Source organism: Streptomyces sp. NPDC059906 (assembly GCF_042730645.1).
Lineage (GTDB): Bacteria > Actinomycetota > Actinomycetes > Streptomycetales > Streptomycetaceae > Streptomyces > Streptomyces rubrogriseus.
On sequence record NZ_JBHWKU010000013.1, the window covers coordinates 65,185 to 87,240 of the forward strand.

General features: G+C 75.7%; 14 protein-coding genes. 4 read left to right on the top strand and 10 right to left on the bottom strand.

The window, feature by feature from the left end:
* Positions 1–57: 57 nt before the first annotated feature.
* The 6 genes from ACFV9J_RS20805 to ACFV9J_RS20830 all read right to left on the bottom strand — a co-directional run bounded on the left by ACFV9J_RS20805 (position 58) and on the right by ACFV9J_RS20830 (position 10,263).
* Positions 58–1,485: a GAF domain-containing protein gene (locus ACFV9J_RS20805; RefSeq protein WP_385356214.1), complete on the bottom strand. Its 1,428-nt coding sequence runs from the start codon at positions 1,483–1,485 to the stop codon at positions 58–60.
* 75 nt (positions 1,486–1,560) lie between these two features.
* Complete coding sequence (locus ACFV9J_RS20810; RefSeq protein ID WP_385356216.1) at positions 1,561–2,643, bottom strand: rod shape-determining protein; 1,083 nt, start codon at positions 2,641–2,643, stop codon at positions 1,561–1,563.
* A 169-nt stretch (positions 2,644–2,812) separates the two neighbouring features.
* Positions 2,813–6,946 (bottom strand): SAV_2336 N-terminal domain-related protein, encoded by a 4,134-nt coding sequence (locus ACFV9J_RS20815; RefSeq protein WP_385356217.1) that lies wholly within the window; start codon positions 6,944–6,946, stop codon positions 2,813–2,815.
* On the bottom strand, positions 6,946–7,971 hold the full coding sequence (locus ACFV9J_RS20820) for an AAA family ATPase (RefSeq protein ID WP_385356218.1): 1,026 nt from the start codon (positions 7,969–7,971) through the stop codon (positions 6,946–6,948). The genes ACFV9J_RS20815 and ACFV9J_RS20820 overlap by 1 nt, the downstream gene beginning before the upstream one ends.
* Positions 7,972–8,098: 127 nt before the next feature.
* Positions 8,099–9,763 carry a trypsin-like peptidase domain-containing protein gene (locus tag ACFV9J_RS20825; protein WP_385356219.1) on the bottom strand — a complete coding sequence of 555 codons (1,665 nt, stop codon included), beginning with the start codon at positions 9,761–9,763 and terminating at the stop codon, positions 8,099–8,101.
* A complete protein-coding gene (locus tag ACFV9J_RS20830; protein ID WP_385356220.1) occupies positions 9,760–10,263 on the bottom strand; it encodes a CU044_2847 family protein in 504 nt (167 codons plus the stop codon). Before ACFV9J_RS20830 ends, ACFV9J_RS20825 begins: the two co-directional genes overlap by 4 nt.
* Positions 10,264–10,441: 178 nt before the next feature.
* On the opposite strand from ACFV9J_RS20830, the gene ACFV9J_RS20835 reads away from it, so the two are divergent.
* The gene (locus tag ACFV9J_RS20835) at positions 10,442–14,116 is read left to right on the top strand and encodes a S8 family serine peptidase (protein WP_385356222.1); all 3,675 of its coding nucleotides are present in this window, start codon (positions 10,442–10,444) and stop codon (positions 14,114–14,116) included.
* 270 nt (positions 14,117–14,386) lie between these two features.
* Here the strand turns inward: ACFV9J_RS20835 and ACFV9J_RS20840 are convergent, their stop codons facing one another.
* From ACFV9J_RS20840 to ACFV9J_RS20850, 3 genes are read right to left on the bottom strand one after another with little or no spacing between them, the layout of a single operon-like run.
* Positions 14,387–15,763, bottom strand: a complete 1,377-nt coding sequence (locus ACFV9J_RS20840) for a carboxyl transferase domain-containing protein (protein ID WP_385356224.1) — start codon at positions 15,761–15,763, stop codon at positions 14,387–14,389.
* Entirely contained in the window at positions 15,756–17,225 is a 1,470-nt protein-coding gene (locus ACFV9J_RS20845) for an acyl-CoA synthetase (RefSeq protein ID WP_385356225.1), read from the bottom strand. The genes ACFV9J_RS20840 and ACFV9J_RS20845 overlap by 8 nt, the downstream gene beginning before the upstream one ends.
* Before the next feature lie 48 nt (positions 17,226–17,273).
* The gene (locus ACFV9J_RS20850; RefSeq protein ID WP_385356227.1) at positions 17,274–18,644 is read right to left on the bottom strand and encodes an SLC13 family permease; all 1,371 of its coding nucleotides are present in this window, start codon (positions 18,642–18,644) and stop codon (positions 17,274–17,276) included.
* Between the two features lie 210 nt (positions 18,645–18,854).
* Between ACFV9J_RS20850 and ACFV9J_RS20855 the strand changes: the two genes are divergently transcribed.
* Positions 18,855–19,562 carry a FadR/GntR family transcriptional regulator gene (locus tag ACFV9J_RS20855; protein ID WP_385356229.1) on the top strand — a complete coding sequence of 236 codons (708 nt, stop codon included), beginning with the start codon at positions 18,855–18,857 and terminating at the stop codon, positions 19,560–19,562.
* Positions 19,563–19,604: 42 nt separating this feature from the next.
* Here ACFV9J_RS20855 and ACFV9J_RS20860 read toward each other — a convergent pair whose 3' ends face one another.
* Positions 19,605–20,207: a hypothetical protein gene (locus ACFV9J_RS20860; protein ID WP_385356230.1), complete on the bottom strand. Its 603-nt coding sequence runs from the start codon at positions 20,205–20,207 to the stop codon at positions 19,605–19,607.
* Between the two features lie 126 nt (positions 20,208–20,333).
* On the opposite strand from ACFV9J_RS20860, the gene ACFV9J_RS20865 reads away from it, so the two are divergent.
* Positions 20,334–21,107: an IclR family transcriptional regulator gene (locus tag ACFV9J_RS20865; protein ID WP_007449320.1), complete on the top strand. Its 774-nt coding sequence runs from the start codon at positions 20,334–20,336 to the stop codon at positions 21,105–21,107.
* Positions 21,104–21,964, top strand: coding sequence for an SMP-30/gluconolactonase/LRE family protein (locus ACFV9J_RS20870; RefSeq protein WP_385356231.1), 861 nt, complete (start codon positions 21,104–21,106; stop codon positions 21,962–21,964). The genes ACFV9J_RS20865 and ACFV9J_RS20870 overlap by 4 nt, the downstream gene beginning before the upstream one ends.
* Positions 21,965–22,056 lie beyond the last annotated feature (92 nt).

Consider the following 22,056-nt stretch of genomic DNA (forward strand, 5'->3'; position numbering starts at 1 on the left):
GGCGGTCACGGCCCGGGTACCCCGTCCGCAAGACCGGCACCATCCGCCCGGCGGCACCTAGAGCGGCGCCCACCAGGTGACCGTCGTGCCCCGCCCCGCGCCCCCGGCGTCCGCGCCGTCGTCGGCGACCCGCAGGCGCACCCCGTCCCTGCCCTCCGGCGAGGGTGCGGGCGTCTCGACGGTGACCTCGACGCGGGAGACGCCCGGGCGCGCCGACGCGGCGGCCAGCGCGTCGCGCAGGGCGGCCAGCAGGCGATCGGCGACCCGGTCGGGCACCCGGGCGTCGACGGGGCCCCTGAAGTGCGTGGACGGCGCGGTGCCGAGCCGGGCGGCGGCGGACGCGGTCTCGCGCAGGACCCGGCCGCGCAGGCCCGCCGGGGGGCCTGCCGGGGGCTGCTGGAGGGTGAGGATCGCCGTACGGACCTCACGGACCGTGGAGCGCAGCTCCTCCACCGCGCGGCCGAGGATGTCACGGACGTCGTCGGCACCCGGGCGGCGCTGGGTGGACTCCAGCATCATGCCGGTGGCGAACAGCCGCTGCACGACCAGGTCGTGCAGGTCCCGGGCGATGCGGTCGCGGTCCTCGTAGACCGCCAGCCGCTCCCTGCCGCGCCGGGCGTCGGCCAGGACGAGGGCGAGCGCCGCCTGCGAGGCGAACTGCGTCGCGAGCAGCCGCTCCAGGTCCGTGTACGGGCGCCCGCCGCGGCGTCGGGGCAGGGCGAGGGTGCCGATGAGCCGCCCGCCCGCCTGCAGGGGCAGCATCATGCTCGGCCCGAACCGGTGCCGTACGTGGGTCGTCATGCGCGGGTCGGTCGCCGAGTCGTCGATGAACACCGGCTCGCCGCCCAGGAGCTGTTCCAGGACCGGGCTGCCCGGCGCGATGGTGGCGCCGACCATGCCGTCCGGGTCCTCGGGCGTGGAGGCGGTCACGATCGCCATGCCGCCCTCGGCGGTCGGGTGCAGGATGACGCCCGCGGAGGCGTCGGCGAGCAGCCGGGCCCGTTCGGCCACCGTGGCCAGCGCGTCGCCCGCGCCCTCCTCGGTGAGCAGCGCGGTGGTGACGGCGGCCGCGCCCTCGATCCAGCGCTCCCGCTGCCGGGCCGTCTCGTACAGCCGGGCGTTGCCGATCGAGACACCGGCCTGCACGGCCAGGACCCGCAGCACCTGTTCGTCCTCGACGGTGAACGGGCCCGCCCCGGGCCGCCCGGCCAGCCGCAGCTCGCCGAACTCCTCGTCCCGCACGTGGACCGGCATCCGCAGCAGGGGCGCCGTCTCCGGTACGGGACGGTCCGGCCCCGGGGTGCGGATCCGGGCGAGGCCGCCCGGGTCCGGGTCCGCGACGACCAGGGCCGCGCGGTCGGCGCCGGTCAGCTCGGCGGCGCCGTCCACGATGTGCTGCAGGACGCCGCGCAGGTCCAGGGCGGTGCCGACGTCCAGGAGCGCCTCCAGGAGACGGGCCAGTCGGGGCGCGGGCTGCGCGGTCATGCGTCAGGCTTCCTCAGTTTTCCGGTTCTCCGGTTCTCCGGTTCCCGGGCTCCCCGGTCGCCGCCCGGCGGCGGGTCAGTCGGAGTCGGCGTGCGGGTCGGAGCCGGCGGTCGTCGGGTGCAGGACCAGCGGCTCCACCCGGCCCTCCAGCATGCTGCCGAGACCCTGGACCGCGCACACGTCGGGCCGCTCCGCGATGTGCACCGGCATGCCGGTGGCCTGACGCAGCATCTGGTCGAAGCCCGGCAGCAGCGCGCTCCCGCCGACCATCATGATCCCGCGGTCGGCGAGGTCCGCGACCAGGTCCGGCGGGCAGTCCCGCAGTACCTTGCCGATGCCGTCGAGCACGGCCGTCAGCGGGGTCTGGATGGCGTTGCGCACCGTGGCGGTGTCGACCCGCACACTGCGGGCCAGCCCGGTCGCCACGTCCCGGCCGTGGATCTCGGTGGACGCCGGTCCCTGCGGGGTCAGCCCGTTGCCGGACAGGGCGAGCTGCAGCGGGCGCACGGACTGGCTGGGCAGCACCAGCTCGTGCTGGTGGCGCAGCAGCTGCACGATCGCGTGGTCCACGGCCTCGCCGCCCACCGGAATGCGCACCGCGGTCACGATCGAGCCCAGGGAGAGCACCGCGACCTGCGTGGCGTGCGCGCCGCACACCATGATCATGGTCGCCTCGGGCTGCTCCACGGGCAGTCCGCAGCCGACCGCCGCCGCGATGAGCGTGTCGACGAGTTCCACGCGGCGCGCGCCGAGCCCGACCAGTGTCTCGATCGCCGCGCGCTGGGACAGCGGATCCGCGTCGTGCGGGGTGCAGACGGCGGCCCGCAGCCGGGGCTTGCGGCGCAGGGCGCGGCGGACCCGGTCGCCGAGCAGATGGCGCAGCATGCGCTGGGCCATCTCGATGTCGACGACCGTGCCGCCGGAGACGGGCCGCACGACACGGATGTAGCCGGGGGTGCGGCCGGTCATCTTCTCCGCGAACTCGCCGACCGCGATGAGCGCGCCCGTGCGGGTGTTGACCGCCGCGGCGGACGGCTGGTCGACGACGAGCCCGGCACCCTTCACGTACACGCGGGTCCGCGCCGCGCCCAGGTCGACGGCGAAGTGGCAGCGGCGCAGCGCCTCCAGACTGGCGGTATTGGCAGTACTGGCGGTCATGGCGAATCCTCCCGAGAGCGCGGACCGTGCGGGGCCGCCCGGTGGCCGGCCTCTTAGGCACCGATCGTGCGCGGCCGCGCGGGCGGGCGCCCGCTGGAGGGGGCCGGGCGGGGGGCCGCTGAACGAGGGGCGTTCCCGGCGCGGCCCGCAAGGACCGCGCCCGGCCGGGTCAGCGGAGGTCCGCCGCCGGACCGGGGCGCCCGCCGCCCTCGACCAGGTGGTACCAGCCGGTGTCGTCGGCCAGCGGGCGGAAGAGGTCCGGCGGGAAGGCGGGCCCGTCCTGCCCCTCCTCGCGCACCTCGTCGTAGTACAGGGAGTCGGACACCGCGACGACGGCCTGCGCGGAGGAGGCGTCCAGGACCGCGCCGACCGAATCGGCGTCGGCACGGCCCAGTGACTGCTCCCCGCTCCCGTCCAGCCCGAACTCCACCTGCCAGAACTCGATCCGCAGCCGCAGGCCGGCCAGGCGGGCCAGCCGCCCGGGCAGACCCTCGACGGTCGCCCTCAGGAGCGGGGCGGCCTCGGCCCGCGGCGCCAGCAGCACCTGCGGGCCACCGGGTTCGTCCACCAGTTCGTAGGCGGCGGTGTCCGTCCCGCTGTCCGCCAGCAGCTCCACGACCAGGCCGTGCAGTGCCGCGCGGGCGTCGTGGTCCACCGGGCCGTCGGCGAGGGTGTACCGGGCACAGGCGCGGAAACCGGTGTCGAAGTCGATCCAGGGCGGCTCCTCCGGTTCCTCCTCCTCCGGTTCCTCTTCCTCCGGCCCCGGATCCTCGTCCGGCTCCGGCTCCGGCTCCGGCTCCGGTTCCAGGCCCTCGCCGCGCAGCGCCTCCCGGCTCTTCGCCCGTTCCTCCCTCTCGTCCCCGTCCGCCGGGGCCCGTGCCGTGTCGTGCTCGGTGTCGTCGTCCAGCAGGGGCGTCCAGAGGCCGTCCTCCGTGGGGAAGGGGCCCTCCGGCAACTCGTCCGGCGCGGACACCATCGACTCGGGGGCGTCCGGCTCCGCGGGGCGGCGCTGCCCGTACTCGCTCCACGGGGGCGCGTCGTCCACCGGTTCGGCGTACTCCTCGCGCAGCTCCCGGCCCAGCGCCGTCAGGGCCGGGCTCCGTCCGCCGGACAGCTCGTACTCCTCGTAGACATCCAGCGCCTCCTCGACCCGGCCCTGGCGGCGCAGGGCGATCAGGTAGAGGCGGCGGAAGTCCTCCCGGTGCGGGTGGGTACGCAGCAGGCCGGACAGCTCGGCGGCGGCCCGGTCGTACTCGCCGAGGACCAGGTCCAGCTCGGCGCGCTTGGTGTGCAGGGCGAGCCGCAGCCGCAGCAGGCGGGTCCGGGCGGTGCGGGCGGCGGGGCCGGGCACGCCCGCCAGGGGGTCGGCGTCGCCCCACAGCGACAGCGCCCCGCAGACCAGGCCGTGCGCCTCGGCGAGCGCGCCCTCCAGCCGGGCCGCGTCGGCGCGCCGCACCAGCTCGTCGCAGCGCACCAGGTCCAGCTCGTCGGCGCTGGTGTGCAGGGCGTAGCCGTGGGCGGCCGTGGCCAGGACGCCCGGGCCCAGGATCTCCGCGAGCCGCTTCGCCAGCCGGCTCGTCTCGCCCCGCGGGTTGCGCGGCTCGTTGCCCGGGTCCCACAGGCCCCACCGCAGCTCCTCGTGGGTCACCGTGCGGCCGTGCTTGAGGAGCAGCATCGCGAGCAGCGCGCGCACGTCCCGCGGCAGGTCGGCCGGACCGTCCGGGAGGCCGACCCGCAGCGGGCCCAGGGCCCGGTACCGGCGCGGCGCGTACGCCTCGCCCGCGCGGGTGAGCAGCGCCGGGTCCCCGAGCAGGTCGAGGCCCCGGGCCTGGGCCGCCGGCGAGGGGGACAGCAGCTGGTCGAAGGCGTGCGCGTAGTGGATCCGCAGGGCGGTGGGCAGCCGGTCCAGACGGCGGGAGTCGACCGGGGCGGCCGGGCGCGAGGTTCCCGACGTCAGCCGCAGCAGCACCTCGCACAGGGCGCGCAGGTCCGCCGGGCGGGTCCCCGGGCCCGAGGCCAGACCCGGTTCGAAGAGGCTGAGCCGGACCGTGCCGTCCGGCAGGAGGACCACCCGGGACGCCTCCAGGCCGCCGTGCGCCAGACCCGCCCGGTGCAGGGCGGTGAGCGCCCGTGCCAGCTGCGCCCCCACGGACACCGTCAGCGGCACCGGCAGCCGTCCGTCCCCGGACCGGGTGAGGGCGCCCAGCGCTATCCCGTCGAGGTGCTCCATGACGACGTACGGGACGTCGCCCTCGATGCCCGCGTCGAACACGGCCACCAGGTTCGGGTGGGAGAGCCGCGTCAGCCGGCGCGCGTTGCGCAGGAACGCCTGGCGCGCGGCCGGGTCGGGGGCCGGGTCGTGCAGCCGGATCACCACCGTCCGGTTCGCCGGCCCGGGGTGGGCCGCCGTCCGGTCCGCCGCCGTCCGGTCCGCCGCGGTCCGGTCCGCCGCGGTCCGGTCCGGTGCCGTCCGGTCCGCCACCATCCGGTCCGCCGCCGTCCGGTCCGGTCCGGTGTCCTCCACCAGCCAGATCCTGCCGGACGGGGTGAGCCGTCGCGCGGGCCGGTACCGGGCGCCCAGGCCGGGCGGGAACGGCGAGGGGGCGGGGGGCCGCTCCCGCACGGTCAGCTGCCGGGCGCTCTCCTCGCTGATCGTCGCGAACGACTCGCTCGTGCCCGCCCGCTCGGTGCCCTCCCGGGAGGGGATCAGCGCGCGGAACTCGCCCGGCGAACGCCCCGCCCGGTCGTCGATCAGGCCGCCGGTGCGCAGCAGCAGGTCGTGGGTGCGGTTGCGGGCGGTGCGGGGCAGCCCGCGCAGGAGCAGCTCGCGCACCCCGGGGCGGAAGGCGTAGGAACCGGGCGGTCCGGCGACCGTGGTCAGCAGTCCGCCGAGGATGACCTCGGCCAGGTGCTGGGGCCGCGGATCCGGCTCGACCGCGGCCTGCACCAGCCGCATCACGGGCAGGTCGGGGCGTCCCAGCGCGAGGTGGCCGGCCAGCCGGTAGGCCTGCGGGGAGGCGCTGGCGCGGAAGCGCAGGACGAGTTCCCCGGGCGACAGCCGCGCGACGTCGGTGCGGTCGTCGGCGTCGGCCGGCAGCGGGCGGTGCAGCGCCGCGGCCGCGCCCGGGTACGGGGTGCCGCCCGGGCTCGCGACCAGCGCGGCCCAGTTCGCCAGCCACTCGGGGCCTGGCTCCAGCACGGGGACGTGCACGGTCCCCTCGGGGGCGCGGGGCGCGGCGGTGTCGTACGGCGTGAAGGCGAGCGAGGAGCTGGGCGCCGCCCGGTGCGGGGCCGACAGCCGGCCCGGGACCGGCACCAGGGCGGTGTCCCGCCACAACTGCTCGGGCAGCGGCTGGAGCACCGCCAGGGGCGTGCGGCGTGCCCAGCGGCGCAGCGTGGCGAACCACCGGGTGCCGTCCGGGCCCGCGCGCCACTGCGGCCCCATGCAGTCGCTGATCAGCAGCATCACCGTACGGCCGTCGGCGGGGATCTGGGCGCCGTCGCCGCGGACGGTGCCGTCGGGGTCCGCGCGGTGCAGGGTGACGGTGCGGAAGACGCCCGACTGGGCCAGCGCGGCCTGCAGTTCGCGCACGAGGGGCTGCCAGACGGGCATCGTGGGGCCCGCGTCGTGCACCAGGTGCAGGCGCAGCCACCGTTCCCGTACGGGGCGCAGCACGGGCAGCCACCACTCGGGGCCGGCGCCGAGGCGCGCGATGCGGTCGGCGGTCGCGGCCTCGTCCACCTCGTGGCCGACGGGCGCGTCCGCACGGCGCTTCAGCGGACGCAGGGCACGCTGCAGCGCCAGCGTGCGGTGCAGCATCGGCGGTGCGGGCGCGAGCAGGGCGCTGTGCGGCTGCGCCGCCGAGGTGCCCGGGGCGGGGGCCGGGGCCGGCAGGCGCAGGGGCGTGCGGGGGGCCTCGGAGCGGGGATGGGGCCACACCGGCCCTTCGCCCCGGGCCCCTTGCCCCGGCCCCCCGTCCTGGTCCTGGTCCCGCTCCCGGTCGCCGTGCCGGTCCCGCTCCGGCTTCCGGTCCCGCTCCCGCTCCCGTTCCTGTTGCCCGTCCCCTTCGTGGTCCTGCTCCCGGTGCCCCTCCGGGGCCGGTGGCGGCTCCGCCGGCCGTGTCCCGGACGCCGGGCCGTGCGGCGGGTCCTGCTCCGGGGGCTCCATCTGACCGGCCAGCCACAGGAGTTCGGCCAGCTCCAGCGGCGTCGGGCGGGCACCGGTGGCCGCCGCCCGGCCGAGGAGGTCGGCGAGGCGGGGCAGGGGCGGCGGGTCCGGTGCGCCGGGGCGGTCGGTGGGCATCAGAAGGCGTCGGGCTGCGCGGACCGGCCGAGGTAGGGCATCAGCTGCTCGGCCAGCTCGTCCAGGGAGTCGGCGGCCAGGCCGGAGGAACGGGCCAGGTAGATGGCGTTGAGCAACTGGTCCGTGGCCAGTTCGCCGCTGCCCACCCGGGACAGGAACCGGTGGATCAGCTGTCGCGCGTACCCGTCGGGCTCGCCCAGGTGGGCGCGGACGATCTCGGCGAGGTGGTCGTCGTCGGGCTGCCGCAGCCGCAGCGAGACGCAGCGGCGCAGGAAGGCGGGCGGGAACTCGCGCTCGCCGTTGCTGGTCAGGACGACGAAGGGGAAGGCGTTGCAGCGGACCCGGCCGCGCTCCACCGGCACCCGCTGGTCGGTGCCGTCGAGCAGGACCTCGGCGTGGCCGTCGGGGATGTCGCGGGAGGCGCGGACGAGTTCGGGGATCTCGTACTGGCCCTCCTCCAGGACGTGCAGCAGGTCGTTCGGCAGGTCGAGGTCGCTCTTGTCGATCTCGTCGATGAGCAGGGCGCGCGGCCGGGCGTACGGCAGCAGGGCGGTGCCCAGCGGGCCCAGCCGCAGGTGGTCCTCGACGCCAGTGGCGGCGGCGGGGGCGTCGGGCGGCTGCGTGGTGTGGCGCGCCGCGTAGAGGCGGGAGAGCGGGTCGTAGGTGTAGAGGCCGTCGCCCAGGGTGCTGCGGCTGGTGATGTTCCACCTGAGGACGGGGCCGAGCCGCAGTTCACGGGCGACCGCGTAGGCGAGGGACGACTTCCCGGTGCCGGGCGGGCCGGTGACCAGCAGCGGACGGCGCAGGTACAAGGCCGCGTTGACCAGTTGCACCGTGTCCTCGGTGGCCTGGTAGGTCGCGGCACGGTGGGCGCGGTCGGGCGAGGCGGCCGCGGTGTCGCCGTCCGCGTCCGGCGGATCGAGCACGGGGCCGCCGTCGAAGGCCCGCCAGGGCGGGGGCGGGGGCAGCCGGGTGATGCCGTCGTGGGGGGCAGGCGCGCCGGTGTAGACGGGCCACAGGGGCATGGGTTCTTCTCTCCGGGCGGTCGGTGCGGCGGTAGGTACGGGGGTCGGTACGGTCATCGGTGCGCGGGTCGGTCCGGCGCGGTCGCGGTTCGTCGTGGTGCGTCGGTGCATGGGCGCGGCGGGCGGTTCAGCCGACCGGGGAGTGGAGCAGGGCGGGCGGCTCGGCGAAACAGCGGGGGTCGTCCCACAGGAGCTGGACGTCCCGCGCCCAGTGCTCCTCCGGGACCTCCGCCGCGTCCGCCGTCTCGCGCAGTTCCATGACCAGGCGGGGCAGTTCGGCCGGGGGCACGCCCGCCACCGACGCCGCCAGCTCGTCGAGGAACGCCGTGCCGGAGCAGCGGCCGTCGGGGCCCTCCTCGCCGGGGCACTCCCGCAGCGGCCACAACAGCACGGGGACGGGCAGGTTGAGGCCGACCTCGAAGTACTCCGGCGCCGCCGAGGGCGGGGTGGCGAAACCGGCCAGCTCCGCGTCGTCCCGCAGCCGTTTGCGCAGCCCGGCCGGCCGCTCCCGGGTGCCGCAGTCCACACGGTGCAGCGTGCCGCCCGTGCCGGGCCCGAGCCTGCGCCACTTCTTGTGCAGCTGGTGGCGCAGGCGTCCGCTGCGGTGGCGGTACCGGTCGGTCACCACGAGCGGGTAGGCGCAGCCCAGCGGCGTGGAGTCGTCCTCTCCGCACTCCCAGTGCGCCACCGGTTCGTTCAGCCACTCGCGCGGGAGCACGAAGGTGAGCAGTTCGTCGGCGCCGGGATCGAGCTGGGTGAACGCCTCGTCGATGCGTTCCTGGACGAAGGACCGCACCGCGCCGCGGGCCAGCCGGCGCGCACCCACCGGGCGGCGCCGGCCGTCCCGGTAGGCGGACACCTCGACGGTGACCTGGTCGGCACCGGCACCGCTGTGGTCGATCTCCACGACGATGGGCGACCAGGTCGCGGGGCGCGGCGCCGGGACGGGCGGGGCGTGCAGCCGCTCCGTCAGCCGGTCGGCGAACCGGGCCACGGCCGCCGGGTCCGGCACCTCCCACTGCACGTAGGCGGCGGCCTCCCGCAGGGAGCCGAAACCGCCCTCCGGCAGCGGTGGGTCGAACGCGTCCATGGCGGACACGTACAGCCGGTTGGGGTCGCAGTCCAGGCCGCTCTCCTCGGCCCGGCGCACCAGCGCGTACAGCCGCCTGCGGGCGTCCGCCCGGTGGCCGGGGGTGGGCACCAGCTCGCCCAGCTCCGGCCAGTAGCGCGCCAGGACCTCGACGGGCAGCATCCTGCCGACCCGTACGTCCCGGGCGCCGGCCACGGCGGAGACCATGCCGACGACCGTGCCGTCGGCCAGTGTCAGCGCCGCGCCGCTGAACCCGGCGGCCAGCGGCTGCCCGTGTGCCGTGACGGCCTCCAGCTGGACCCACTCGTCGGAGATGAGGGGCCCGGGCAGGGCGCGGTAGGAGGCGAGCATGCCCTCGTCGTACCCCTTGGGGAAACCGTAGGCGATCAGCTCGGGGACGGGGGCGGTCCGCTCCGTGCCGGGCCGGGCGAAGACGGCCGGGGCGAGCGGCACCTCCCGGTCCAGCTCCAGCACCGCCAGGTCGCCGAGGTCGGCGGCACCCTCCTGCCACCCGCCGTGCACGACGACCGTGCCGGACAGCTCGCCCAGCTCCCGGCGGCCCGGGAAGGTCACCGTCACCGGCGCGCGGTCGGCCCACCGGACGACATGGGCGCAGGTGAGCAACCGGCGGGGGGAGACCAGGAATCCGGCGCCGACCTCCCTGCCGCACTCGACGCGGGCGTGCCACGCGGCACCGCTCATGACAGCGCGGCGGCGTCCGGGGCCTCGGGACGCGTCGGGGACGGCAGCGGTTCGGCACGCGTCGCGGGCGGCCGCGGTTCGGCACGCGTGGGGGACTGCTCGGGACGCGTGTGGGATTGCTCGGTACGCGTGGGGGACTGCTCGGGCGACCAGCTCAGCCGCACCACCAGGTGGCCCTCCGCCGAGCCCTTCGCGATGAGCGCGCCGGCCTCCGCGCTCAGCTTGACCCCGAACTCCAGCTCCACGGCGTCGGGTTTGAGCGAGCCGTCCCGGAAGACGCGCAGCGCGGACGCGGCCGCCGCCCGCACGCCGTCCAGGGAGTCCTCGAAGGTGCGGGCCGCGCGGGCCGGCCCGTCGCCGCGCGAGACCAGCCGCGCCCCGTCCTCGTCCTCGACGCCCTCGACGACCACCCGCACGCCGTCCTCGGTCTTGAACTCGACCAACCCGTCCATGACGCCGCTCGCTCCCCGTGTGCCGTACGTGTCCGTGCGCAGCACCATTGTGACGGACGGTACTCGGCCGTGTCCCGTCCCGCGCCGCCGGCCCGTCCCGCCGCTGGCGGAAACCCGCCAGGGCGACTAACCGCCGCCTCCGGTCAACTCCCGTGCCCCACCGGCCCCCTGAGACTGCTCACAGCACTCTTCACCGCACTCTACGACGACACGAAGAGAGACGTGGATGAGCACAGGACCAGTCAGACGCGGGGCGACCCTCCTGTCGGCGGGACTCGTGATCGCGCTGCTGCCGGCCGGGACGGCGGCGGCGCAGGATCCACCCCCGGACCCGGCGCCGCCCCGAACGGCGGCCGCCCGTACGGCCGGTGCGGCCGACGCGGCCCGCACCGTCACCCTCGTCACCGGCGACCGGGTGACCGTCACCGACCTCGGCGGCGGCCAGAAGACCGTCGCCGTCGAGCGGCCCGAGGGCGCCACCGGAGCCGTGCGCACCAGCAGCTCCGGCGGCCGGACCACCGTCGTACCGGACGAGGCCCTGCCGTACCTGCGCGACGGCAGCCTCGACGAACGGCTCTTCGACGTCGGGGAGTTGCTGGAGCAGGGCCTCGCCGACAGTGAGACCGGCGAGCTGCCGCTGATCGTGACCTACGACAAGGGCGCGCGGGCCGCCACCCCGCGGGGCGCCGATCGGACCCGGTCGCTGCCCAGCGTGCGCGGGGCCGCCGTCGAGGCCGACAAGGGACGGGAATTCTGGCGGGAATTCACCCGTGGCGGAGCCGGTGTCGACGGGGTGTGGCTCGACGGCCGGGTCACCGCGGACATGGCCGAGTCCAACGCGCAGATCGGCACGCCCGAGGCCTGGGAGGCCGGACTGACCGGCAAGGGCGTCACCGTGGCCGTGCTGGACAGCGGCGTGGACGCCGGGCACCCCGACCTCGCGGGGCGGATCGCGCAGAGCCGCAGCTTCATCCCCGGCGAGGAGGTCGCCGACCGCAACGGGCACGGCACCCACGTCACCTCCACCGTGGGCGGCAGCGGCGCGGCCTCCGACGGCAAGGAGAAGGGCGTCGCGCCCGGCGCCACGCTCGCGGTCGGCAAGGTGCTGGACGACGAGGGCTTCGGCAGCGAGTCGGAGATCATCGCGGGCATGGAGTGGGCCGCCCGGGACGTGGACGCCGACATCGTCTCCATGAGCCTCGGCTCCACCGAACCCAGCGACGGCACCGATCCGATGGCCCAGGCCGTCAACACCCTGTCCCGCGACACCGGTGCCCTGTTCGTGATCGCGGCCGGGAACACCGGCGCCCCGTCCTCCATAGGCTCGCCCGGCGCGGCCGACGCCGCCCTCACCGTGGGTGCCGTCGACTCCGCCGACCAGGCCGCCTGGTTCACCAGCGCCGGACCCCGGTACGGGGACAACGCGCTCAAGCCCGACCTGTCGGCCCCGGGCGTCGGCATCCTCGCCGCCCGTTCCCGGCTGACCGAGGGCAGCGGCGACTACACCAGCATGGACGGTACGTCGATGGCGACGCCCCACATCGCCGGGGTGGCCGCCCTGCTCGCCGAGGAGCACCCGGACTGGACCGGCGCGCGGCTCAAGGACGCGCTGATGTCCACCTCGAAGGAACTGGACGCCCCCGTCTACCAGTTGGGCGCGGGCCGGGTCAGCGTGCCCGACGCGGTCGACGCCGACGTCACCGCCACCGGCAGCGCCGACCTGGGCTTCTACTCCTGGCCGTACGAGGCCAACGAGCCGGTCACCAGGACGGTCACGTACACCAACGACTCCGACGCGGCCGTCGAGCTGAAGCTGTCCGTGCGGGGCGCCCCCGAGGGCGTCGCCACCCTCGCCGACACCTCCCTCACCGTGCCCGCGCACGGCACCGCCGCCACCACCGTCACCGGGGACGGGTCCAAGGCGCCGGTCGGCACCACCGGCGGGCAGATCGTCGCGGCCGACGCGAGCGGGAAGGCCCTCGCGCACACCGCGTTCGGGCTGGTCAAGGAGGACGAGCGGTACACGCTCACCGTACGCGTCTTGGACCGCTCCGGCGCCGCGACCCCGGCCGACCTGACCGTCCAGCGGCTCACCGAGGGCGTCGACCCCTTCGCGGCGCACGTCGGCGATTCCGGCACCCTGGAGCTGCGGCTCCCGCGCGGGACGTACAGCCTGTCGTCCTTCCTCGACGTGCGCGGCAGCCACGGCGCCGACTCCCTCGGCCTCGGCTTCCTCGCCGCACCCGAGGTCGTCGTCGACCGGGACCGCGAGATCACCCTGGACGGCCGCGAGCTGCGCGAGATCAGCGCCGACGTCGACCGGCGCACCGAGACCCGACAGCTCATCATGGAGTACGACCGCGAGGCGAACGGCTCCGACCTGTTCGGCGCCGTCCAGGTGCCGCTGACGTACGACAGCATCTTCGCCGCGCCGACCCGGAAGGTCACCGAGGGCGGCTTCGAGTACCGCACCGTGTGGCGGCTCGGCAAGCCGCTCCTTGAGGTCAAGGGGATCGGCGAGGCGACCGTCCAGTCCGGCGGCACCCTGACCGAGGGCCGCACCCGGCTGCCCCTGGTCGACGTCGGGGACGTCGGGGCCGGGCCCTTCCCGGACGGCGTACGCGGCAAGGCGGTCCTCGCGAAGCTCACCGAGGGGACCGAACCGACGGCGCTCGCCCAGGCCGCGCAGGACGCGGGCGTCAAGGCGCTGTTCGTGACCGACGACGCCCCCGGACGGCTGATGTCGTGGTGGGGCACCGCCGACAACGCCGACCGGCCGCTCCAGATCGCCACGGTCTCCGCGGCCGACGCCCGCCGGCTGCACCGGGCCGGCCGGGTCGACATGACCGGCACCCGCAACACGCCCTACGTGTACGACCTCTCCGAGGGGCACCCCGGTGCCGTGCCCGACCGGGACCTCACCTTCGAGCCCCGGCACCGCGACCTCGCCGTGGTGCGCGCCAAGTACCACGCCGCCGAACCGGCGAGCGGCGGCGAGTTCCGGTACTCGATCACCGACACCTTCCCGGTCGGCCTCGGCTTCCGGGAGCGGATCGACTACCCCGCCGAACGCACCGCGTACGTGTCCACCGGGCCCGGCCAGCGGTGGCACGAGACCGTGACGACCGGCGGCACGGCGCTGGAGGAGCGCGGCGGACTGATCCGGTACCGGGGAGGGTCGCGCACGGAGCGGAACTGGTTCAAGCCCGTGTGGCACCCCTACCTCGGCACCGGGCTCGGCTGGGGACAGCAGCGGCTGGGCAACCAGATCCAGCTCAACGCCCCCGGCTGGGGCGACTCGGGACCCGACCACACCGGCTTCGGCGACGTGTGGAGCGACGACAGCGGCATGACGCAGACCACCTCGGTCTACCTGGACGGCCAACCGGTCGACCAGGGCAACAAGGGCTCCGCCGCCTATGTGTGGGAGGCACCGGCCGACGAGCACACCTACAAGCTCGTCACCGACACGGCGCTGGACGCGGCGCGCTGGCCGCTGGCGACGAAGGGCCACGCGGAGTGGACCTTCCGTTCGGCCGAGACGCCGGACGACCGGTGGACCTTCCTGCCGCTGATCAACCTCTCCTTCGACGTCGACACCGACCTCGCGGGGAAGGTGCGCGGCGGCAAGAAGCTGCGGGTCGGTCTCGACGCCGCGTACGTGGCGGGCGCCCCGGACACCGGGAAGCTCGGCGGCGGGAAGCTCGAAGTCTCCTACGACGACGGGAAGAGCTGGCAGCAGGTCCGGCTGCGCGGCGGTCACGGTGACGGAGAGGCGTCCTGGCACGGGACGCTGCGCGTGCCGCGCGACGCCGAGCACGTCTCGCTGCGGGCCTCCGCGCGCGACGACCGGGGCGGCTCGGTCACGCAGGAGATCGTGCGGGCGGTGGCCGTGCGGTAGACCGCGCCCGCTTTCCGCAACGCGGACGGCGCCGCCTCCCTGGGACGGGGAGGCGGCGCCGTCGGTTTCTCGGACCGTCAGACCAGCCAGCCGACGAAGTGGACGATGCCGGCGAGGATGTCGGTGAGAAGGTTCATGATCGTGCAGCTCCTTGCGCTGTTCAGGTGCGGGCCCCTGAGACGGAGACCCGCGGGACTACTCGGGACATGTGCGTCAACTACGGTCTGCAGCCCGTTGCTTGCACACCGTAAGTATCGTTGGTCCCTGCAGTCACATGCGCTCTTCAGAGCGACGATCACCTGTTCCAGCGAACAACTGCTCGCTTGTTCGGATCACGCCAAGCGCCGCCAAGTCCTGCGGACGCAACCGCAGTTGCCCGGCCGTCGCCTCCGCCTCCTGCGGCGGGCGCTTCAGGATCGCCGCCGCGTGCTCCGGCGCGATGACGGAGAAGTAGCTGTCCGGGGTCGCCCAGGTGCGGCCGGGCGCCGCCAGGGCCAGTGCCCCGCCCGAGCCGCCCTCGCCGATCACCAGCGTGGTGACCGGCGTACGCACCGAGGCGACGGCGCCGAACAGGTCCGCGATCGCCGGACCCACCCCCTCCCGCTCCGCCGCCGCGTCGTTGGCCGCGCCCGGCGTGTCCACCAGGGTCAGCACCGGGATGCCGAGCCGGTCCGCGAGGTGGATCAGCCGGGTCGCGGTGCGGTACCCCGCGGGCCGGGTCGCCGTCCCCGTCTGGGCGGCGTACGCGACCGTCCGCCCCGCGTGCGTGCCGAAGCCGCACAGCATGCCCTCCGGGTCCCGGCCGCCGCAGCGGTCGCCGGACAGGGCCACGCGGTCGGTGAAGTAGGCGTCCAGGTACGCCCCGGCGCGCGGGCGTCCGGGATCGCGGGCCCGCCGTACCGCGTCCCAGCCGCTGACCGGCAGGTCCCGGGCGCCCAGTGGCTCCGGCACCGGCGCCGGACCGCCGGACGGCGCCGTCAGCAGCCGCAGCCACCGCCCCAGCACCGCGCGCAGCTCCCCGGGCGGTACGACGGCGTCCGCGCTGCCCGCCGCCAGTTGGGCCTCGGCCGTGTACGCCGCGGGGTCGGCACCCGGCGGCCGGACCCGCGACCCGGCGAAGCCGACCTGGGCGCCGGGCAGGGCGAGGACCACGTCGGCGCCCGCGCCCAACGTCGCCCAGCCGCCACCGGTCGCCGGGTCCCGCACCACCGCGACCTGCGCGAGACCGGCCGCCCGGGTGAGCGCCGACTGCCGGGCCACCCGCTGCAACTGGGTCAGCGCGAGCATCCCCTCCTGCATCCGGCTGCCACCGGTGGCGACCAACGGCACCACCGGCAGCCGGTGTTCACGGGCGTAGGTGTACGCCGCCTCCAGTCGGTCGCCGGTGCGCCGGCCCAGCGAGCCGCCGAGGAAGCCGAACTCGAAGGAGATCAGCACGGCCCGGGTGCCCTCGACACGGCCGGTGCCGCAGACGACGGACTCCGGCTCGCCGGTGCGCTCGGCGGCGCGGGCCCGCGAGGCGTCGTAGCCGGGCCAGCCGAGGGGCCCGTCAGGCCGCCACGCGCCGTCCGTGTGGGGGAGTTCGGCGAAGGCGGCGTCGTCGGCGACCAGGGCGAGGAACTCCCGCGCGGTCGGGCGCTCAGCCACGGTCCAGCGCCCGCTTCATGATCTTCCCCATGTCGTTGCGGGGCACCGCGTCGAGGTACCGGACGACGCGCGGCCGCTTGTGCGGGGCGAGCCGGGCGGCGACGTGGTCGGCCAGCGTGCCGAGGGCGGGCGGCGCGGCGGGGTCGGCCGGGACGATCCAGGCCACGATCCGTTCCCCGAGGTCGGGGTCCGGCTCGCCGGTGACGGCGGCCTCCCGGACCTCCGGGTGTTCGAGCAGGGCGTTCTCGATCTCCCCGGCCCCGATCTTGTACCCCCCGCTCTTGATCAGGTCGGTGGCCTTGCGGCCGACGATGCGGACATAGCCGTCGGGGTCGCGCACCGCCATGTCGCCGGTGCGGAAGAAGCCGTCCTCGGTGAAGGCGGCGGCGGTGGCGTCGGGGCGGTTCAGATACTCGGTGAACAGGTTCGGGCCGCGCACCTGGATCTCGCCGACGCTCTCCCCGTCGAGCGCCGCGATCGGCGTGCCGTCCTCCTCCACCAGCCGCAGCTCCACACCGGGCAGCGGCACGCCCACCGTCCCGGCGCGCGGCTCGCCGTCGGCGCGCACGCTGGTGTTCATCAGCGTCTCCGTCATGCCGTACCGCTCGATCACGCGCCGCCCGGTGGCGGCGGCGATCCGCTCGTGGTCGTGCACCGGCAGCGCGGCCGACCCGGACACCAGCAGCCGGGCCCCGGCGAGCGCCTTCGCCAGCTCCGGGTCGCCGGGGAGCGTCTCGGCGATCCGGTGGTACATCGTCGGCACCCCGAACAGCATGGTCGCGCCGTCGTTCAGCTCCCGCGCCGCGCCCTCGGTGGAGAACCTGCCCAGGTGCCGCACGGACCCGCCCCGGCGCAGCGGGCCGAGGATGCCGAGGACCAGCCCGTGCACGTGGAACAGCGGCAGCCCCTGCACCAGCACGTCGTCGCCGGTCCACTGCCACGCGTCGGCGAGCGCGTCCAGGGTCGTGGCGAGCGCCCGCCGGGGGATGACGGCGCCCTTGGGCGGCCCGGTGGTGCCGGAGGTGTAGACGACGAGCGCGGGGTCGCCCTCCTCGGTCCGGTCCTCGGGGACGGTCCCGCGGGCCGTCACGTCGACGTCGACGCGCTCCAGGGCGCCCAGGGCGGGCGGGAGTCCGGCGCCGGGGGGCGCCAGGACCAGGGAGGGCGCGCTGTCGGAGAGGATGTGCGCGAGTTCCTTGTCGCCGGACTTGGGGTTGAGCGGCACGGCCGCGACCCCGGCCAGCAGGGCCGCGACCACGGCGACGGCGGTCTCCATCGCCGGGGTGGCCCAGACCGCGACCCGGCCGGCGCCGCCGATCCTCCCGGCCGTGGCGCCCGCCGCGGCGGCGAGTTCCGCGTACGTCAGGGAGCGCTCGCCGAACCGCAGGGCGGGCCGGTCGGCCGGAGCGCCCGTCGGAGCGCCGGCCGGGGCCGGGGAGAGGGCCGGGAAGAGAGAGGACACGCGTCGTACTCCTTAGCTGTTGCTCACGATTGCCGGTCTTCGTGGGGCCTACCCGAAGCCGGGCACGACCAGTACGAGCCACGCCAGGGTCGGCACGGCCGCCACCACGATGCCCCCGTAGACCATCAACTGCCGGAAGAAGCGGTCGCGGTCGACGTCCGGGGCCGCGGCCAGCACCAGCGCGCCGTTGGTCGAGAACGGGCTGACGTCCACGACCGTCGCCGACACCGCGAGCGCCGCCACCATGCCGGCCGCCCCGATCTCGCCCTGCGCGAGGAACGGCACCGCCAGCGGGATCAGCGCGCCCATGATGCCCACGGAGGAGGCGAAGGCCGACACGATCGCGCCGATGTAGCAGAGCAGTACGGCGGCCAGCAGCGGGACGCCGATGCCGCCGACGCCCTCACCGGCCCAGGTGATGGTGCCCATCTCCTCCAGTACGCCCACGTAGGTGAGGACACCGCAGATCAGCAGCACCGTGGACCAGGCGATCTCGCCGACGGCGCGGCGGCTGTCGTCCGGCCAGGCGGTGCTCAGTACGACGGCGAGGGTGACCGCGGTCAGACCCGCGTCCAGGTCGAAGCCGAGGACGGCCACGACCAGGGCGACCAGGGCGACCAGGGTGGCGATGCGGGCGGGGGTGAGGCGGATGCCGCCGTCGGCGCCGCCGCCGGTCTCCTGGTCGGGACGGACCGCCACCGCGGTGGGGGCGGTGCCGGTGCCGGTGCTCGTGCCGCCGGTGCCCGTGCCGGTGGACTCCGCGGCCTCGCCCTTGCCGGGGATGCCGCCGTCCTCCGGTGCCACCGCCCCGCGCGACCACAGCTTCCGCCCGCCGAGCACCGCGAACAGCACGGCCGCGATGAGGAGGTTGGCGACCAGGGAGGCGAGGAAGAGGCCGACCTCGCTGCCGGGGAGCTTCTCCCGCTCCACGATGCCGTTGACGATCGAGCCGTAGATGCTGATCGGGGAGAACCCGCCGGCCTGCGCGCCGTGCACCACCATCGTGCCCATGAGCAGCGGGCTGATCGAGTACCGGGTGGCGAAGCTCAGGGCGATCGGCGCGACGATGGCGACCGCGGCCGGGCTGACCGCGCCGATCGCCGTGAGCGCGCCGGTGAGCGCGAACATCACCCAGGGGATCAGCGCGACCCGTCCCCGCACCAGCCGGACGGCCGCGTGCACCAGCCAGTCGGTGGTGCCGTTGGCGCGGGCGATGGCGAACAGGTAGGTGACGCCGACGAGGACGACGAACAGGTCGCCGGGGAACCCGGCGAAGATGCCGTCCGCGTCGAGGTCGGCGACGAGCGTGCCCACCCCGAACGCGGCGGCGAAGGCGAGCGCGCCCATGTTGACGGAGCGGGTGGTGGCGATGACGAACACCACGACGAGGACGAGGATCGAGATGAGTTCGGGGGACATGCGGGGGCTCCCGAGTGCTGACCTGACTGCCGATGGGAATGGCTCAGAGAATGGCTGAGTGGCTGAGCCACTTGGAAGGGTGCGGTTGGCTGGTCAGCGTGGGCCCGGCGGGAGCCGGCGTCAAGGGGTCGCGCAACAATTGGCTCAGCCACTCGGCCACCGGGCCACCGTCGGCCCCGGTGCTACGCTCCCGTCGAGAGGGGGGACCTCATGACCGACGCCCTGCGCCCCATGACCAGACAGCGCCTGTACGAACAGGTGCTGGAGCGGCTGCGCCAGTACGTCGCCGACGGCGGCCTGCGGGCGGGTGACCGGCTGCCGCCCGAGCGGGACCTGGCCCAGCGCCTCGGTGTCAGCCGTGCCTCGGTGAAGCAGGCGATCGTGGTCCTGGAGGTGCAGGGCCTGGTGGAGGCGCGGCACGGCGGCGGGACCTATCTGGTCCGGGACAGCCTCGACGTCGAGCCGGTCGAGAAGATGGTCGAACGCCGCCGGCGCCTCCCGGACGTCCTGGAGGCCCGGGAGGCCCTGGAGACGAAGCTCGCCGAACTGGCCGCCGAGCGCCGCACGGAGGACGACCTCGCCGCCATGCGGTCCGCGCTGGCCGTGATGGCCGAGGAGATCGACCGGGACGGGCACGGCGTCGAGGGCGACCGGCTCTTCCACGCGGCGGTGACGGCGGCGGCGCACAGCAGCCTGCTCGCCGAGTTCATGCGCTCCATCGCCCACCAGATCGCCGAGAGCCGCACCGAGTCCCTGCGCCAGCCCGGCCGCCCCGGCCGCTCCCTGGCCCAGCACCGCGCGATCCTGGACGCCGTCGCCGCCCGGGAGCCCCGGCAGGCCGCCGCCGCGATGCGCCGCCACGTCCGTACGGTCGCCAAGGTCCGCCTGCTGGACTGGGACCCGGAGGACGAGCGCTGACCGCCCGTCCCCGCCGGGCCCGCCGTCCCTGCCGTCCCCGCCTCAGCCGCCGACCGCCGTGCGCTGCAACAGCCCCCAGGTGAACTCCGCGACCACCTCGTGCCGTACGCCCTCCCGGTCCGGGGCGGTGAAGGCCAGCCCCCACCGGGTCGGGGCCGAGCCCTGGAGCGGCCGGGCGGGGGCGAAGGCGCGGGCCGCCTCGTCGACCGTGCACGACCAGGGCGCGAGGTCGTCCAGGGTGCGCAGCTCGGGCCCCCGCACGCCGGGGGCGCGCACCAGCCACTCGTTCCAGACGACGCCCTTGTCCGCGACGAGCACCTCGAAACGCAGGCCGGGCCACAGGGGCAGCGCCCACTGCCGGGCCTCGCACTCCAGGTCGCCGATCCGGCGCGGTGCCACCGACTCCGGCTCGCCCAGGACGGAGCGGTACCGGGCGGCGGCCGAGCGGGCCCGCGGGGAGTGCAGCATCGCCTGCCAGCGCCTGTTGGCCTCGCGCATCTGAGCGACCGAGGCGCCCAGCTCGCGGCGGGCGTCCGCCACCGGGCCGGGGTTGTGGTCGGCCATGCGGCGCAGCAGGACCAGCTGGAAGTCGCGCGGGGTGAAGGGGCCCGCGGGCCGCTTTCCGGTCGGCATGGCAGCCATCATCGCGGACGAAGCGGACCATGGGGCGGCCGCACGCCCATTGCCCGGGCAAACGCGGTATGAGTAGCCTGTGTTCGTTATCCCGATCACCTGTTGAAATCTCGAACACACCTAGGGAGGGGGCTGGACATGGGACGCCTCGTGCCGGCCGTGACCCGGGCTCTCGACATACTGGAGCTCTTCCTCGACGGGGACGGCACGCTCTCCGCCCCCGACATCGTGCGCAGGCTCCAGCTGCCGCGCACCACCGTGCACGAGCTGGTCACCACGCTCGCCGCCCGCAAGTACATCGTCCCCGTCGCCGGGCAGTCCGGACGGTACCGGCTCGGCGTGCGTCCGTACCAGCTCGGCGCCCGCTACGCCGAGCACCTGGACCTCGCCGCGGAGGGCCAGCAGGTCGCCCGCACCGTCGCCGAGACCTGCGACGAGACGGTGCACGTGGCGATCCTGGAGGACACCGACGTCATCTACATCGCCAAGGTCGACTCCACGCACGCGGTGCGCATGGTGTCCGCGGCCGGACGCCGGCTGCCCGCGCACTGCACGTCCGTCGGCAAGATGCTGCTGGCCTCCCTGCCCGAGCCGGAGGTCGCCGCGCGCTTCCCCGACGGCGCCGAGCTGACCGCGATGACCCCGAACAGCATCACCGACCCGGCCGCGCTGCGCGAGGCCCTGGCGGCGATCCGCGAGCGCGGTACGGCGGTGGAGAGCCGCGAGTCCAACCCGGACGTGTCCTGCGTGGCCGCCCCGGTCCGCGACCGCACCGGCCGGGTCGTCGCCGCGCTGTCGATCTCCGTGCCCATGATCCGCTGGAGCGAGGAGCGCCGCGCCGAACTGGAGCAGCTCGCCGTCAAGGGCGCCGCCGATCTCTCCGAGCGGCTCGGCCACCGGAGCGCGGCATGACGGCGACCGGTACGGCCTTCGAGGTGGCCGTCCACACGGAGGCGTCCCTCGGCGAGGGCCCCACCTGGGACCCGGCCACGGGCCGCCTCCTGTGGCTCGACATCCTGAACTCCCGTGTCCACACCCACGACCCGGCCACCGGCCGGCGCACCGTGCGCCGCACCGACCAGCACGTGGGCGCCGTCAAGCCCCGCGCGGGCGGCGGCCTGGTCCTCAACCTGCGGGACGGGATCGGCCTGCTCGACCCCGACGACACCTTCCGCTGGCTGCACCGCGAGCCCGTCCCCGGCCGCCGCGGCAACGACGCCGCCGTCGCCCCCGACGGCAGCCTGTGGGCGGGCACCATGCGCTACGACGAGGCGCGCGGCGGGGGCACGCTGACCCGGTACACCGGCGACGGCACCGCCGAGACCGTCCTCGACGACGTGACGGTGAGCAACGGCACCGGCTGGAGCCCCGACGGCACGCTCATGTACTACGCCGACACCCCGACCCGCCGTATCGACGTCTTCGACGTCACCGCGGACGGCCGGGTCGCGAGCCGCCGCCCCCTGGCCGCGATCGAGGACGGCGCGGGCTTCCCCGACGGCCTGTGCGTCGACGCCGACGGCTGCGTGTGGGTCGCCCTGTGGGACGGCGGCGCGGTACGCCGCTACACCCCGTCCGGCGACCTGGACCGGGTGATCGCCCTCCCCGTCCCCCGGGTCACGGCCTGCGCCTTCGGCGGCCCGGACCTCACCGACCTGTACCTCACCACGGCCCGCGTCGGCCTGCCGGACCCGCACCCGCTGGCGGGCTCCCTGCTGGTGGTGCCGGGGGCCGGACGGGGGGTGGCGCAGCCCGCGTTCGCCGGGTGAGCGGCGCAGGCGGCACGGCCGGCCGCCGTGCCGCCCGTCTTGGCTCATGCCCGTCTTGGCTCATGCCCGTCTTGGCTCATGCCCGCCTTGGC

What these genes read in the sequence shown, in the direction of transcription:
- ACFV9J_RS20855 (WP_385356229.1), top strand. Translation starts at nt 18,855, where the DNA reads ATGACCGACGCCCTGCGCCCCATGACCAGACAGCGCCTGTACGAACAG.
- ACFV9J_RS20805 (WP_385356214.1), bottom strand. Translation starts at nt 1,485, where the DNA reads ATGACCGCGCAGCCCGCGCCCCGACTGGCCCGTCTCCTGGAGGCGCTC.
- ACFV9J_RS20850 (WP_385356227.1), bottom strand. Translation starts at nt 18,644, where the DNA reads ATGTCCCCCGAACTCATCTCGATCCTCGTCCTCGTCGTGGTGTTCGTC.
- ACFV9J_RS20870 (WP_385356231.1), top strand. Translation starts at nt 21,104, where the DNA reads ATGACGGCGACCGGTACGGCCTTCGAGGTGGCCGTCCACACGGAGGCG.
- ACFV9J_RS20860 (WP_385356230.1), bottom strand. Translation starts at nt 20,207, where the DNA reads ATGATGGCTGCCATGCCGACCGGAAAGCGGCCCGCGGGCCCCTTCACC.
- ACFV9J_RS20825 (WP_385356219.1), bottom strand. Translation starts at nt 9,763, where the DNA reads ATGAGCGGTGCCGCGTGGCACGCCCGCGTCGAGTGCGGCAGGGAGGTC.
- ACFV9J_RS20865 (WP_007449320.1), top strand. Translation starts at nt 20,334, where the DNA reads ATGGGACGCCTCGTGCCGGCCGTGACCCGGGCTCTCGACATACTGGAG.
- ACFV9J_RS20810 (WP_385356216.1), bottom strand. Translation starts at nt 2,643, where the DNA reads ATGACCGCCAGTACTGCCAATACCGCCAGTCTGGAGGCGCTGCGCCGC.
- ACFV9J_RS20830 (WP_385356220.1), bottom strand. Translation starts at nt 10,263, where the DNA reads ATGGTGCTGCGCACGGACACGTACGGCACACGGGGAGCGAGCGGCGTC.
- ACFV9J_RS20820 (WP_385356218.1), bottom strand. Translation starts at nt 7,971, where the DNA reads ATGCCCCTGTGGCCCGTCTACACCGGCGCGCCTGCCCCCCACGACGGC.
- ACFV9J_RS20835 (WP_385356222.1), top strand. Translation starts at nt 10,442, where the DNA reads ATGAGCACAGGACCAGTCAGACGCGGGGCGACCCTCCTGTCGGCGGGA.
- ACFV9J_RS20815 (WP_385356217.1), bottom strand. Translation starts at nt 6,946, where the DNA reads ATGCCCACCGACCGCCCCGGCGCACCGGACCCGCCGCCCCTGCCCCGC.